This window comes from Burkholderia sp. BCC1985 (assembly GCF_905339915.1).
Classification (GTDB): domain Bacteria; phylum Pseudomonadota; class Gammaproteobacteria; order Burkholderiales; family Burkholderiaceae; genus Burkholderia.
In genome coordinates this window covers 1-13,533 of record NZ_CAJPGY010000004.1, presented here as the reverse complement: position 1 = coordinate 13,533, position 13,533 = coordinate 1, and the positions used below count along the sequence as shown (strand labels likewise).

At 71.3% G+C, this 13,533-nt stretch carries 11 protein-coding genes; 1 reads left to right on the top strand and 10 read right to left on the bottom strand.

Annotated elements, in window-relative coordinates; genetic code table 11:
* From U4Z31_RS04845 to U4Z31_RS04815, 7 genes are all read right to left on the bottom strand, one after another.
* Positions 1 to 1,212, bottom strand: a complete 1,212-nt coding sequence (locus U4Z31_RS04845) for a glycosyltransferase family 9 protein (protein WP_124528768.1) — start codon at positions 1,210 to 1,212, stop codon at positions 1 to 3.
* Positions 1,209 to 1,820: a D-glycero-alpha-D-manno-heptose-1,7-bisphosphate 7-phosphatase gene (locus tag U4Z31_RS04840; RefSeq protein WP_044848165.1), complete on the bottom strand. Its 612-nt coding sequence runs from the start codon at positions 1,818 to 1,820 to the stop codon at positions 1,209 to 1,211. Before U4Z31_RS04840 ends, U4Z31_RS04845 begins: the two co-directional genes overlap by 4 nt.
* On the bottom strand, positions 1,811 to 2,563 hold the full coding sequence (locus U4Z31_RS04835) for an SDR family oxidoreductase (protein WP_124485774.1): 753 nt from the start codon (positions 2,561 to 2,563) through the stop codon (positions 1,811 to 1,813). The genes U4Z31_RS04840 and U4Z31_RS04835 overlap by 10 nt, the downstream gene beginning before the upstream one ends.
* A 178-nt stretch (positions 2,564 to 2,741) precedes the next feature.
* On the bottom strand, positions 2,742 to 3,269 hold the full coding sequence (locus U4Z31_RS04830) for a hypothetical protein (RefSeq protein ID WP_082088721.1): 528 nt from the start codon (positions 3,267 to 3,269) through the stop codon (positions 2,742 to 2,744).
* Positions 3,211 to 6,051 carry an ABC transporter transmembrane domain-containing protein gene (locus U4Z31_RS04825; protein ID WP_321809603.1) on the bottom strand — a complete coding sequence of 947 codons (2,841 nt, stop codon included), beginning with the start codon at positions 6,049 to 6,051 and terminating at the stop codon, positions 3,211 to 3,213. The genes U4Z31_RS04830 and U4Z31_RS04825 overlap by 59 nt, the downstream gene beginning before the upstream one ends.
* 53 nt (positions 6,052 to 6,104) lie before the next feature.
* Complete coding sequence (locus U4Z31_RS04820) at positions 6,105 to 7,004, bottom strand: BON domain-containing protein (protein WP_321809602.1); 900 nt, start codon at positions 7,002 to 7,004, stop codon at positions 6,105 to 6,107.
* Between the two features lie 355 nt (positions 7,005 to 7,359).
* The gene (locus tag U4Z31_RS04815; protein WP_124891825.1) at positions 7,360 to 7,725 is read right to left on the bottom strand and encodes a chemotaxis protein; all 366 of its coding nucleotides are present in this window, start codon (positions 7,723 to 7,725) and stop codon (positions 7,360 to 7,362) included.
* 305 nt (positions 7,726 to 8,030) lie between these two features.
* Between U4Z31_RS04815 and U4Z31_RS04810 the strand changes: the two genes are divergently transcribed.
* On the top strand, positions 8,031 to 9,626 hold the full coding sequence (locus U4Z31_RS04810; RefSeq protein WP_321809601.1) for an ATP-binding protein: 1,596 nt from the start codon (positions 8,031 to 8,033) through the stop codon (positions 9,624 to 9,626).
* A gap of 4 nt (positions 9,627 to 9,630) precedes the next feature.
* Here the strand turns inward: U4Z31_RS04810 and U4Z31_RS04805 are convergent, their stop codons facing one another.
* From U4Z31_RS04805 to U4Z31_RS04795, 3 genes are all read right to left on the bottom strand, one after another.
* Positions 9,631 to 9,963 carry a ferredoxin gene (locus U4Z31_RS04805; protein ID WP_044848162.1) on the bottom strand — a complete coding sequence of 111 codons (333 nt, stop codon included), beginning with the start codon at positions 9,961 to 9,963 and terminating at the stop codon, positions 9,631 to 9,633.
* Positions 9,964 to 9,992: 29 nt separating this feature from the next.
* Positions 9,993 to 11,198: a zinc-dependent alcohol dehydrogenase gene (locus U4Z31_RS04800; RefSeq protein ID WP_321809600.1), complete on the bottom strand. Its 1,206-nt coding sequence runs from the start codon at positions 11,196 to 11,198 to the stop codon at positions 9,993 to 9,995.
* A gap of 396 nt (positions 11,199 to 11,594) precedes the next feature.
* Positions 11,595 to 13,130, bottom strand: a complete 1,536-nt coding sequence (locus U4Z31_RS04795; RefSeq protein WP_321809599.1) for an FAD-dependent oxidoreductase — start codon at positions 13,128 to 13,130, stop codon at positions 11,595 to 11,597.
* Between the last annotated feature and the right edge of the window lie 403 nt (positions 13,131 to 13,533).

Genomic DNA, 13,533 nt, shown 5'->3' with positions numbered 1-13,533 from the left:
TCAGGTCCTCGTGATGACTTGCGCGAACGGAATCACGTTCGACACGCTCGACGCGTTCGCCGCGACCGGCTCGGCAGCGTGCAAGGTGGCGCGCGCGGCCGCGTGTTGCGCATGGCGCGCGCTACGGCGCAACAAGCCGTGCGTCGCCTCGACGACATCGTCGACGCTCACGCCGAGCAGGCACGGATGGCCGGGCTGGTTGCAGACGCTGCGGTAGCAGTTGCGGCACGGCACGTCGACGTTCAATGCGCGGTGCGGCACACGCCATGGCGTGTGCTGCGGATTGGTCAGCGCGTACAGATCGACGACCGGCGTGCCGAGCGCGGCCGCGAGATGCACGGGGCCGCTGTTGTTCGTCAGCAGCAGGTCGGCCGTCTCGATCAGCGCGCCGAGCTCGCCGAGCGGCAGCACGCCGGCGAGCGGCACGGCGCGCGGCCCCGCGCGTTCGCACACGGCATCCACGAGCGCGCGCTCGTCGGCGCCGCCCGTCACCGCGATGCCGTCGAACAGCGGCGCGAGCCGTGCGGCCACGTCGCCGAAGCGCTCGGCCGGCCAGCGCCGCGACGCCGCGCTCGCGCCCGGATGCACGACCAGCCAGCGCGTGTGCGCCGGCGCCGGCCGGCGCGGGCCGCCGATGCGCAGCAGCGCCGCGCGCAAGCGCGAGTGCAGCGCGCGTCGCGCCGCATCGCCCGGCTCGAACGCCATGCGCCAGTCGCACGTCTTCGCGCCGATCGCGCGGACCAGCGCAAGCTGGCGCGCGACTTCGTGGCGCACGCGCGAATCGGGCTCGGTCTCGGGCACGCGATCGGTCAGCAGTTCGTAGGGGTTCTCGCGGCAATGCGCGAGCCGCAGCGGGATGCCCGCGAGCCAGCACATCATCGCGGCCGGCAACGGGCTCTGGCTGTATACGGTGAAGATCACGGCCGCATCGAAGCGGCCGGCCAGCAGCCGGTCGATCATGTCGAGATCGACGACCGGATCGCCGCGCACGTCCGGATGCTTGACCCACGGCGCGTCATACGTCCACACGTCGTCGACCATCGGCAGGTGTTTCGCCAGCGCGGCGCCGGTGCGCGACGTCAGCAGCGTGAGCCGGCGGCCGCGCCCGCTCTCCTTCAGCGCGCGCAGCGCGGGCGTCGTCATCAGCACGTCGCCGAGGCTGTCGAGGCGCACGCACAGAATGCGTCGCGCGCGATCCCAGGCGGCGCTCATCGCCGCACCCACGAGCCGTGGCGGCGCACGGCCTCGCGCGCGACGAGGTCGGCGGCGAGGTCGAGCCGGTCGACCACATGGTGCGGCGTGCGCGCGGCATCGAGCCGCCATTGCGTCTCGTTGCCGCGGTCGACGAGTATCGTGCCGCAGCGCGCGGCGCGGCCGGCCTCGACGTCGTCGAGAATGTCGCCGATCATCCAGCTCCACTCGGCGACCGCGCCGAGCGTGGCGATCGCGCGGCGCACCATCCCCGGGCGCGGCTTGCGGCAGATGCAGTCGCAGGTGTAGCGCGGCACGCTGCCCGCCGGGTGATGCGGGCAATAAAAAAAGTCCGCCAGCACCGCGCCGTTCGCTTCGAACAATTCGGCGAGACGCTGACGGACCGCGCCAAGCTTCGATTCGGCAAAGTAGCCGAGCGCGACGCCCGGCTGGTTCGACACGACCGCGATCGGCATGCCCGTCGCGCCGAGCGTGCGCAATGCGCGCGCGGCGCCCGGCGCAAGCTGCATCCGCGCGGGGTCGACGTTGTACGGCAGGTCCTCCAGCAGCGTGCCGTCCTTGTCGAGCAGCACCGCGCCGGGCAGCCGTCGCGCGCGACTCACGGCCATGACGTCTCCTTCATCGGCAGCACCATCAGTTCCGGCACGACGGTGCCCGGCGGCTGCGTCAGCACGAAACGCACGGCCGCCGCGACGTGTTCCGGCGGCTGCAGCGTGTCCACGTCGATGTCGGGGAAGCGATCGAGCAGGAACGGCGTGCGCATCCCGCCCGCGACGATCGCCGACACGCTCACGCCGGCCGGCCGAAGCTCCGCATGCAGCGCATGCGACAACCCGAGCAGCCCCCACTTCGTCGCGTGATACGCGGACGCATTCGGCCATGCGCGCTTCGATGCGGTCGACGCGATGTTGACGATGTGGCCGCTGCCGCGGGCCTTCATCATCGGCACGGCCGCGTGGCACATCAGGTACGGGCCGAACAGGTTGGTCATCATCACCTGCTGCCAGGCGGCGACGCTGACGTCGTCGATCGGCGCGGTCACGTCGATCGCCGCGTTGTTGACGATCACGTCGACGTCGCCGAGCGCCTCGCGCGCGTCGTGCATGACCTGCAGCACCGACGCCTCGTCGCGCACGTCGAGCGGCCGTCCGACCGCGCGGCCGCCATGCCGCTCGAGGCGCTGCGCGACGGCCGCCGCGCGATCGCCGTCGAGATCGGCAACGATCACGTGTGCGCCGTGTTGCGCCAGTTCCTCGCAGATGGCCTCGCCCAGGCCGCGACCGCCGCCCGTCACGAGCGCGGTGCGACCGGCCAGCGACGCTCGCGCTGGATCGTGAGTCGCGTTCAACATGCACCTCCTGTAAGCGTCCGGAATATCGAGGCGTTGACACTTGTCGTGACAAACGTCGTACCAGAGGTACAGCGAAAACCGTGCCATTGCGCGAACGCCCGCGCCACATCGCGCTCCCCCCGCGCGCCCGCTGGCTTTTTTATAACCGGCTGTAAAAACGGGCCCGCTCGCCCTGCGCTCAGATCGCGAGCGCGTCCGGCGTCGCCTGCGCGCGGTGTTTCGCGAGCGCACGCAGGCAGTGCGCGATGCAGCCCGCGAACGCCTCGTCGAACCAGGGCTGCGCACCCGACACGCCGACCACGATGCCGTGCTGCGCGACGCCGCCCCACAGGTTCGTGTCGCCCGCGCGCAGCCGGTACGGCTCGAGCGCCTGCACGACGTGGCCGTCGCGGCCGGTTTCCCACGACAGCCGCGCCTTCGCGCGGGCGTACGCACGATAATCGGCATCCCAGTCCTTCGGATCGGGCAGCGAGAACTCGTACAGGATCGCATCCTCGAACGCCGCGTCGCGCGGCCCGAGCGCCGGGTCCATGATCACGACGTGCAGGCAACCGCTGTCGCCGACGAAGTCGCTCTGCAACGCGGCCGACAACGTCGGCAACAGCAGCTCGACGGCGGCGACCGCGGCCTGGCGGTCGGCGAACGCGCTACCGGCGCGGCGCTCGGTCAGGACTTCGGGGGGCGTCGGATTCGAAAGGTTCGGCATGGATATCTCCGGAAGAAAGCGCGAGCGCCCGCAGCGTCGCGATCAGGTCGGCCGCTGCCGCGGGCTTGGTCAGATAGGCGTGGAAACCCGCTTCGACCGCGCGCGTGCGGTCGCGCTCGCGGGCATGGCCCGACAACGCGAGCGCTTCGAGCGGCGCCCGGCCGTCGCGCGCACGCTCGGCGTCGAGCTGGCGCACGCGGCGCATCACCGTGTAGCCGTCTTCCTCGTCGGCGCCGAGGTCGATGTCGCATACCAGGAGCGCCGGCCAGTCCGCGCGGCGCATGTTCCGCATCTCGTCGAGCAGCGCGTGGCCGGACGCGAACACGCGCACCTCCGCACCGGCGACCTGCAGCAGCGCGGCAAGCGCTTCGCGCGCCTCGTCGTGATCGTCGACGCACGCGATGCGCACGCCGTCCAGCGGCTTCACGTCCGCGGCCGCAACGGCGCCCGGCCCGGAATTCGGTGCGGCCGCGTCGGCCGGTTGCAGCGACGCCGGCGCGACCGCGCACAGCGGTAGCGACAGGTGCAACGTCACGCCGACGTCGTCGCGCTCGCGAACGACGTAGCCGCCCGCGTCCTCGATCGCGCCCTGCAGCCGTTCGAGATCGGCCAGCGACAGCTCCGGCGCGTCGACGCCGGTGCACGTGATCGTGATCCGCGCGTCGGGGTCGTGCCGCGCGGTGCGCACCTCGACCCGCCCGCCGCCGCTCGTATCGATCCCGCCGCGGCACAGCTCCCACACGAAGCGCCGCAGTGCGGCCGGATCGGCCTTGACGACCAGATCCTCGTTCGACAGCTCGCGGAACACCGGCACGCCGCGGCGCGCGGCGGCTTCCGCCAGCGCATCGAGCACCTGCGCCACCAGCGGGTTGATCCGCACCGGCTGCAGCGCGAACTTCGCCTCGGTGCGCTCCAGTTCGCGCTGCTTCGCCTGCAGCGACCACATCTGCGCATACACGCCGTCGCTCGCCAGCAGTTCGTCGTGGGTGCCCTGCTCGACGAGCCGGCCATGCTCCATCACGAGGATCCGGTCCGCATCGACGATCGTCGACAGCCGGTGCGCGATGACGAGACTCGTGCGGTGCCGCGCGACGCGCATCAGTTCCTGCTGGATCGCGCGCTCCGAGCGCGTGTCGAGCGCCGATGTCGCCTCGTCGAACACGACGATCGGCGGCGCCTTCAGCAGCGCGCGCGCGATCGCGACACGCTGCCGCTCGCCGCCGGACAGCCGCACGCCGCGCTCGCCGACACGCGTGTCGTACGCATCGGGCAGCCGCTCGATGAACGCGTCGAGTTGCGCGCCGCGCGCGGCCGCGATCACTTCGCCGCGCGTCGCGTCGCGCTTGCCGTACGCGATGTTGTAGGCCAGCGTGTCGTTGAACAGGATCGTGTCCTGCGGCACAATGCCGAGCGCATCGCGCAGGCTGCGCTCGGTCACGAGGCGCAGGTCCTGGCCGTCGATCCGGATCGTCCCCGCATCGGGCTGGTACAGCCGGAACAGCAGCCGCGCGAGCGTCGACTTCCCCGAGCCGCTCCCGCCCACCACCGCGACCGACTGTCCCGGCTCGACGCGAAACGACACGTCCCACAGAATCTGCCGGCTCGGCTCGTAGCCGAAGTCGACGTGCTCGAACTCGATCGCGCCGCCGCGCACCGCGAGCGGCTGCGCGCCCGGCGCGTCGCCCTCCTCGCCCGGCTTGCCGCGGGCGTCGAGCAGGCCGAACAATCGTTCGATGTTCGTCATCGCGTCGTGCGCCTCGCGGAACACGAAGCCGAGCGCATTCAGCGGCAGGCTGATCTGGATGATGTACGCGTTGATCAGCACCAGATCGCCGACCGTCATCGTGCCGCGCGCGACATGCTGGCCGGCGAGCAGCATCACCGCCGCGATGCCCGCACCGATGCATGCGCTCTGCCCGATATGCAGCGTCGACAGCGCGTACTGGTTGTCGACGCCGGCCTCGCGCCATGCGTCGAGCACGCGTTCGAGCCGGCTGCGCTCGACGTCTTCGCGCGCGAAGTACTTGACGGTATCGACGTTGAGCAGGCTGTCGACCACGCGCGCGTTCGATTCGGCCTCGAGCACGTTCACGCGACGCTGGTAGCGCATCCGCCGGCGCGTGAAGACGGTCGTGTAGCCCGCATAGACGGCGAACGTGACGAGGATGATCGCGGTGAAGCCGCCGCCGTACTTGCCGATCACGATCACCAGCACCGAGCCGATCTCGATCGCGGTCGGCACGACGGTAAACACCGCGACGCCGAGCAGGTAGCCGATCCCGGCCGTGCCTTTCTCGAGGTCGCGCACGACCGCGCCGGTCTCGCGCTGCGAATGAAAGCGCGCGCCGAGCCGGTGCAGATGACCGAACGTGCGGACCGTAAACGACGCGACCGCGTGCTGCGTGACCTGCACGAACGTCATGTCGCGCACTTCGTTCAGCGCGTTCGCCGCGAAGCGCACGACCGCATACGCGAACAGCAGCAGAACCGGCAGCGCGATCGGCTGGCCGGCCGCGCGGCCCAGCCCGTCGACGATGTCCTTCAGCAGCAGCGGCACCGAAACGGCCGCCGCCTTCGCGAGCAGCAGCAGCGCCAGCGCGGCCAGCACGCGCGCGCGGTAATGCCGGATCGCGCGCCACAGCTCGACCGCGATGCGCGCGCGCAGGCCACGTGCGTCGCGGCCACGACCGTCGCGCGGCGCGCTGGCGCTCGAGTCGCGATCGTCGCGAATGTCGCGAATGTCGCCGTCGTCACGCGGTCCGTCGTCAGAGCCGGTCGTCATGCGCGCATTGGCTGTGTCCGTGGCCTTGGCCGGGTCGTCCCGCGCATCGACCGTCAACGGCGCGGATCGCGCTCGCGACCGGCGCCGCTACCCGGTTCGGGATCGCGCGCCGCAGGCTGCGTCGGCGTGACCGTGCGTTGGGACGGATGCAGCACCATGCCCGTATCGGGTTGTTCGCCGTCGCGGCGCACGCGCACGCGGTTCTCGACGTCGCGCACGCCCATGCAGCCGTCGGCGATGTCCTCGATGTCGTGCTTCATCCAGCGCTGCGGCACGGTGCCGTCGAGTTCGACGCGGCCGTCGCGCACCTGCACGGAGACATCGCTCACGTCGATGTCGAGCGCATGCGCGAGCCGCTCGCAGACGTCCTCGCGAATCCGCTCGTCCGAACGCGTATAGCCTTTCGGGCCGCGCCGATGCCGCATGGCCTCGCGTTGCGCGGCGTCGCCGAAGCGCGACAGGCCGGATGCATCGGCACGGCGCTGGTCGCGCCCGTTGTAGGCGTCGTAGTCGCCGTCGCCGCCATGCCAGCCCGTCCGGTGCTGGCCGCGGAACCGCGGCTGGTCGGCATGGGCGCCTTCACGTCCCTGGCCGCCTTCCGCTGTGCGGCCGCGGTTGCCGTAGCCGCGCCCGGACTCCCACGCCGGATCGCGCGAACCGCCGGGGCCGCCCGGCCCGCCCGGCGCACCGCGCCAGTCGGCGCCGGCGTCTGCGCCGCGCTGTTCGGCCGACGAGCGGGCCGAGCGCTCGCTCCATTCGCTGCCCCAGTCTTCCGGGCCGACGTCCTCGCTCGCGAAGCGCCGGTACGCGGATTCGTAGTCGGCATCGTGGCGCCGGGATTCGTCCCCGCGAAAATCGCGCTCGCCGGTGTCCCGGTACGCGCGTTCGCCGCGCTCCTGCCAGTCGGGCGGGCCGCTCCGTTCGGCTTGCCGTCCGGGAGATCGTCGTTGCATCGTGTCCCTCCTTGATCGCGCCTGTGCTGATCGCGCCTGTGCCGCGTGCGGACCGGGACCCATGTCGCGTCGCGGCGCACGTCGGTCAGGTTGATGCAAGTCGCGTGCCGCCCGTTGACCAGCACACCGCGGGGGCGCGGCGAAGCCCAGGGCGGCACGCCCGCGCCGACGATCGCGGTCCACGTCGCGATCGCCGCGCAGCGCGCTGACGGGGGCAATGCGGATCGTCGCGCTTCGGCGGGTGTCCCTGGCCAGGCGCACTTGGCCGGGCACCCTTTGCGCGGTGCCCCTGGCCGGACGCCCCTATCTGCAACGCAATTGCAGTTTTTGCGCGAATGGTCGCCGTGCGGCGACCCTATGCGCCGCCCGCACCCGGTTCGTCCGGCGCATCCGGATCCTCGGCGCCGCCGGGCTCGCTCAGCCGTTCCGTGCGATCCGGCTCGATATCGGCGCCTTCCTCGAGCCCCGCGTCGCCGTCCGCCGACGCGCGCTCGCCGGTGCCCGCGCGGTCCGTATCGCTGTCGAGGGCCGCGTCGCCGCGCTCCAGCGCGTGCTCGTCGAGCGGCGAATCGACGTCGAACGGATGGCGCCGCGCGCCGGCCGTGTCGCTGCCGCTGTCGGACGAATCGCTCGGACCCAGCGCGCGGCCGTCGCGGCCGCGCCGTACGTTGTCGTCGTCCGGGCCGGCCGGTTCGTTGTCGGGGTTCAGGGTGCTGTTCATGTCGATGCCCTCGGGTAGCCGTGAAGCGGCGCGCCGCCGCCGGAGGCCGGCTTTCGCGCCGGGCCGGCCGCGGCGTGCGGACCGGAGGGCGACGCAATCGGCATGCCGCGCCGCCGTCGCCGGGCCGCCACCGGCAGGATTTCGCACTGCGGGCGCGACGCGGCACAGGCCATGCGCCCCCATTGATCAGGCGATTCGACCTCCCTTATGCTTTCGGGGTGTCAATCCGATTTGAATGGCCGCAGCCGGCTCGTCCGGCCGCGGCGGCGCGGCGTTCCTCCGCCCGCATCCGACTTGCCGTTCCGATGAAGAAAGACGACGCCATTTCCGATCTCCACCCGCCGCTCGGGCCCGCCGATGCACGCGACCTGCTGCACCGCTTCGCCGAGTTCCGTTTCGAGACCGTCGTCGGGGCGATCACCGACTATGCGGTGTTCATGCTCGACGCGCACGGTAACGTCGCGACGTGGAACGCGGGCGCGGAGCGCATCAAGGGCTATCGCACGGCCGACATCGTCGGCCACCATTTCTCGCGTTTCTATCCGCCCGATGCGATCGCCGCCGGGCGGCCCTCATTCGGGCTCCGCGAAGCCGTCGCGCACGGCCGCTTCGAGGACGAAGGCTGGCGCGTGCGCAAGGACGGTTCGCTGTTCTGGGCCAGCGTGACGATCACGGCCGTGCACGACCATGCGGGCCAGCTGGCCGGCTTCATCAAGATCACGCGCGACATGACCGAGCGCAAGCGGCTCGCCGAACTCGAGGTGTCGACGCACCGGCTCAGCGTGTTCATCGCGATGCTCGCGCACGAGCTGCGCAACCATCTCGCGCCGCTGCGCAATTCGGTCGGCGTGCTGCAGAGCCTGCCCGATCCGGCGCCCGCGCTCGCGCAATGCCGCGACGCCGTGCATCGCCAGGTCGGACAGCTGACGCGGCTGGTCGACGACCTGCTCGACGTCGGGCGCATCACCGCCGGCAAGGTCCAACTCGACCACGCGCCGGTGACCGTGCGCGACGTGGTCTGCCGCGGCGTGGAAAGCATCCAGCCGAAGCTGGCCACACGCGAGCAGAACATTCGCGTCGACCTGCCGGCCGATCCGCTGGTGGTGCGCGGCGACGCCGCGCGGCTCGTGCAGGTGCTGCACAACCTGCTCGACAACGCGTCGAAATTCTCGCCGCAGGGCGCGCGCATCGACGTCAGCGCGAGCGCCGAAGGGTCGGTCGTCGCGATTCGCATCACCGATCACGGCGTCGGCATCGCGCCGGGTTCGCTCGAATCGATCTTCGACCTGTTCGAACAGGAAAGCGTGCCGGGCCGGCGCGCGTCGGACGGCTTCGGGCTCGGCCTCGCGATCTGCCGGTCATTCGTCGAGCTGCATGGCGGAAGGATCGCCGCGGAAAGCGCCGGCCCCGGCCATGGCGCGACGTTCACGGTACGGCTGCCGCTCGAGCGCGCGATGCGCCCGACGCCCGGCGACGCGCCGGCGCCGGCGCCGCGCACGACCGAGCCGCCGGCCGGCGCGCCGCTGCGCATCGTCATCGTCGACGACAACCGCGACTCCGCCGACACGCTCGCCGTGCTGCTGCAGATCAAGGGCCACGCGCCGCGCGTCGCGTACCACGCGGACGACGCGCTGGCGCTCGCGCGCGACATCGTTCCGCACCTGATGCTCGTCGACCTGTCGATGCCCGACGTCGACGGCTTCACGCTGCTGCGCGAACTGCGCGCGATCGATGCGCTGGCCGGCACGACCTGCGTCGCGTTGTCCGGCCATGCGAGCCCGGCCGATCTCGCGCGCACCGCGAGCGAGGGCTTCGACGATCACCTCGTGAAGCCCGTCGAGATGGCGGTGCTCGACGCGCTGCTGGAGCGCGTCGCGCGCAAGGTCCACGGCGCGCCGTAGCCGCTCATGCCATCGCGCGGCACATCGCCGCGCACGCATCGCATGCCAGCGCGCAGCGCCGGCAATGGTCGTGCGCATGCAGCAGGCATTCGGCCGCGCACACCTCGCACGCACGCGCGCACAGGGCGCACACCTGCGGCGCGAGCACGCTGTCGCGCGCCATCGCGGCCGAGGCAAGGCGGCACAGCTGCGCGCACTCGATGTCGAGCGCGATGCAAGCGGCCAGCGCGTGCGTGTCGGGGTCCGCCAGGCACCCCGCCGTACACGCGTCGCATGCATGCGCGCACGCGTCACACGCGGCCATGCAGTTGTCGTAGAGATCATGGAACCCGTTCATGGCAGCACTCCTCGTTGCGGTTCGCAGCGTCATGGCGTCAGCTTCACTTTCAGCCAGCCCGGCTCGCGCACGTCGAACGCGCGATACGCGTCGATCGCGTTCGTCAGCGGCTCGCAGCGCGTCAGCACGGACGCCGGGTCGAACGCACCGCTGCGCACGAGCTCGATCAGGTGCGGCGTGACGGTCCGGTGATTGCAGTTGCCCATCTTGATCGTGAGGTTCCGGTTCATCGCCTCGCCGACCGGAAACACGCGCGCCTGCGGCGGATACACGCCGATCACCGCGACCGTGCCCGCCTTCGCGACCGCACGTACCGCCCATTGCAGTACCTGCGAGGGCCCGTCGCCGGGCGTCCAGTAGCGGCCGTCGGGCTTGCGGCGCGGCGCGACGGCGTCGACTTCCGCATCGAACGCACGCGCCGCGTCGTGGTCGGCGGCGGCCGGCCCATGCGTCGCGCGCATCGCGTCGACGCCCACCGCATCGATCGCACGATCCACCCCGATCCCGCCGGTGAGCCGCAGCACCGTGTCGACGGGGTCTTCCTCGGAGAAGTCGATGGTCTCGGCGCCTTGCGCGCAGGCCATCTCGAGCCGCGACGCGATGCGGTCGATCGCGATCACGCGCCCGGCGCCCATCAGCTTCGCGCTCGCGATCGCGAACTGGCCGACCGGCCCGGCGCCGAACACGGCCACCGTGTCGCCCGGCTTCACTTCCGCGAGCTGCGCGCCGAAGTAGCCGGTCGGAAAAATATCGGACATCAGGATCGCCCGGTCGTCGTCGATCGCGTCCGGCAACCGGATCAGGCTCGCGTTCGCGAGCGGCGTGCGCGCGTATTCGGCCTGCAGCCCGTCGAACGGCCCCGTGTCGGCCGGGCCGCCGTAGAACGCGGTGCCCGCGCGCGGCCCGCCCGGGTTCGCGACGTCGCATTGCGCGGTGTAGCCCGCGCGGCAGTACACGCAGCTGCCGCACGCGATCGTCGACGGAATCAGCACGCGATCGCCGCGCCGCAGGTTGCGCACGTCGCGCCCGACCGTCTCGACGATGCCGACACCCTCATGGCCGAGGATCGTGCCCGGCTTCATCCCGCCGAGCGTGCCGCGCACCATGTGCAGGTCGGTGCCGCAGATCGCGCTGGCCGTCAGGCGCACGACCGCATCGGTCACGTCGACGACTTGCGGGTCGGGTACCGTATCGATGCGAATGTCGCCGATGCCGTGAAATACGACTGCTTTCATGTCAGGCCCTCCTTGTCGAAAGCGGTAACGGTGCAAGTACCGTCACACTGTTCGAGCAAGGCGCGCGCCCGTGCGCGCAGGGGTGGGTGCGGTGGGTTATCAGCCCGTCGGCGCGTCGTCGTCGATCGACACGCCGATTGCGGCGGCCAGCGCGGCCGTGCGGCGCATCGTGTCGACTGCGCCTCCATGTCGGCACCGGAAATGCCGGATTGTTCGCGCTCGGGTTCATGATCGCGAACGGCGCCGCGATCACCTCGGTCGAGAAACCGCCGTCGAGAGTCACGGGCGCCTGTCAGGTTCGGCGGTCTCTGTGCAAGTCGCGACGATTCGATGACAGTTGTGTGCGCAACTATTTTTCCAGAGCGTGTACCGGTCAGCGCACAGTCGGCAGCCCGTTCACGCGCGCGTCGTGCCCTGCTGCTCGAGCGTCGCTTCCGCGCGCAGGCAGTCGAGATCGCGGCCGATCGTCGCGACCGCCAGCCGTGCGTTGCCGCGCCAGAACGCGACCGAAGCGTCATGCGCGCGCAGGTCGCCGTCGATCTCGACGCGGTCCCATTGCTCCGCATGTCCGACATAACGGACCGTCAGGTCGTAGTGCTGGCTCCAGAAGAACGGCACCGCGTCGAACGGCCGCTGCTGGCCGAGCATGTTGCGCGCCGCGGCGATGCCCTGCCGCTCAGCAACGACCCAGTGCTCGACGCGTATGCGTTCGCCCGTCAACGGATCGGGCCAGCGCGCGATGTCGCCGGCCGCGTAGATGTCCGGTGCGCTCGTCTGCAGGAAACGGTCGACCGTCACGCCGCGATCGACGGCGAGCCCCGCCTCCTGCGCGAGCGCGAGGTCCGGATGCACGCCGATGCCGACCACCACCACATCGGCCGGCAGCGTGTCGCCGTTCGACAGCGTCACGCGCTCCGGCGCGATCTGCGTGGGCGTCGCGCCGAGATGGAACACCACGCCGTGCGCTTCGTGCAGCGCGCGGATCGTGTCGCCGAGCGCTTCGCCGAGCACGCGCGCCATCGGATGCGCGTCGGGCGCGACCACCTGCACGTCGAGCCCGCGCGTGCGCAGCGCGGCGGCCGCTTCGAGGCCGATGAAGCTCGCGCCGACCACGACGCAGCGCCGCGCCGTCTTCAGCTTGCCGATCAGCGCATCGCAATCGGCCCGCGAACGCAGCACGCACACGTGCGGCAGATCCGCCCCCGGCACGGTCAGCCGGTTCGGCTCGGCGCCGGTGGCGAGCAGCAGCGCGCCGTAGCCGACGCGGCTGCCGTCCGCGAGCTCGACCGCGTGCTGCGCGGGATCGATCCGCGTGACGCGCGTGCCGCAGCGCACGTCGATGCGCTGCTCGGTATAGAACGACGCGCCGCGCAGCGGCAGCCAGTCGGCTTCGGCCGTGCCGGCCAGATAGTCCTTCGACAGGTTCGGACGGTCGTACGGCGGCTCGCTGTCCGCGCTCAGCAGCGTGATCGCATGCGGATAGCCTTCCTGGCGAAGCGTCACGGCCGCCGCGATCGCGGCCGCACCGCCGCCGACGATCACCACCGATGCGGGCAGCCCCGCCGCATTCAGCGCGGGCGGCGATGCGGCTGGCCGCGCATCGAGCACGACCGCGCGGCCGTCGCGCCGCTCGACGCGCCAGCACGTCAGGCCGTCGAGCGCCGGCGCGCGCAGCAGTGCGCCGGTGCGCAGGCAGAACGCCGCGTGATGCCATGGACAGCGGATCGTATCGCCGACCAGCAGCCCGTCGGCGAGCGGCGCGCCGTAGTGCGGGCATTGCGCGCCCACGGCAAACAGTTCGTCGGCGCGGCGCACCAGCAGCACCGTGGCGTCGCCGACCTGGCCCTCGATCATCGCGCCGTCGGCGAGGTCGTCGAGCGCGATCCCCTGCGCGAGATCGGGACGTGAAGACGAGGCGTCGCTTCCGGACATGGCGTGGCTCCCGGAGTGTGGGGTAACGATCCCATTATCGGCGTCCTTCCCGAAAAGAACAGGTGCAGACGACCCCGCAGCGCACTCAAACACGGACTGTGGCTTGTACGCGATCCGCGACCGGCGTAGAACGTCATCGACGCTGCGGCGCAACACGCCGCATGCGCGTGCGCGGGGGGCCGGCGAGCCGAGCAATCCGCGTACCGCCCCGCCTTCATCCCGTCACGAGGAGCGACCCGACGGCGACCCGTTCTATGCGTGCTCTATCCCGACCCGGTCGACGGCTATCCGCCGCATCACGTGCGCGACGCGATTCAGGTCATAACGCGAGCTTGCCGACCGTGACGATCGCGCGTTCGATCTCCGGCGACCACGGGCTGCTGTAGTTCAGCCGAATGAAATT

What these genes read in the sequence shown, in the direction of transcription:
- U4Z31_RS04845 (WP_124528768.1), bottom strand. Translation starts at nt 1,212, where the DNA reads ATGAGCGCCGCCTGGGATCGCGCGCGACGCATTCTGTGCGTGCGCCTC.
- U4Z31_RS04840 (WP_044848165.1), bottom strand. Translation starts at nt 1,820, where the DNA reads ATGGCCGTGAGTCGCGCGCGACGGCTGCCCGGCGCGGTGCTGCTCGAC.
- U4Z31_RS04835 (WP_124485774.1), bottom strand. Translation starts at nt 2,563, where the DNA reads ATGTTGAACGCGACTCACGATCCAGCGCGAGCGTCGCTGGCCGGTCGC.
- U4Z31_RS04830 (WP_082088721.1), bottom strand. Translation starts at nt 3,269, where the DNA reads ATGCCGAACCTTTCGAATCCGACGCCCCCCGAAGTCCTGACCGAGCGC.
- U4Z31_RS04825 (WP_321809603.1), bottom strand. Translation starts at nt 6,051, where the DNA reads ATGACGACCGGCTCTGACGACGGACCGCGTGACGACGGCGACATTCGC.
- U4Z31_RS04820 (WP_321809602.1), bottom strand. Translation starts at nt 7,004, where the DNA reads ATGCAACGACGATCTCCCGGACGGCAAGCCGAACGGAGCGGCCCGCCC.
- U4Z31_RS04815 (WP_124891825.1), bottom strand. Translation starts at nt 7,725, where the DNA reads ATGAACAGCACCCTGAACCCCGACAACGAACCGGCCGGCCCGGACGAC.
- U4Z31_RS04810 (WP_321809601.1), top strand. Translation starts at nt 8,031, where the DNA reads ATGAAGAAAGACGACGCCATTTCCGATCTCCACCCGCCGCTCGGGCCC.
- U4Z31_RS04805 (WP_044848162.1), bottom strand. Translation starts at nt 9,963, where the DNA reads ATGAACGGGTTCCATGATCTCTACGACAACTGCATGGCCGCGTGTGAC.
- U4Z31_RS04800 (WP_321809600.1), bottom strand. Translation starts at nt 11,198, where the DNA reads ATGAAAGCAGTCGTATTTCACGGCATCGGCGACATTCGCATCGATACG.
- U4Z31_RS04795 (WP_321809599.1), bottom strand. Translation starts at nt 13,130, where the DNA reads ATGTCCGGAAGCGACGCCTCGTCTTCACGTCCCGATCTCGCGCAGGGG.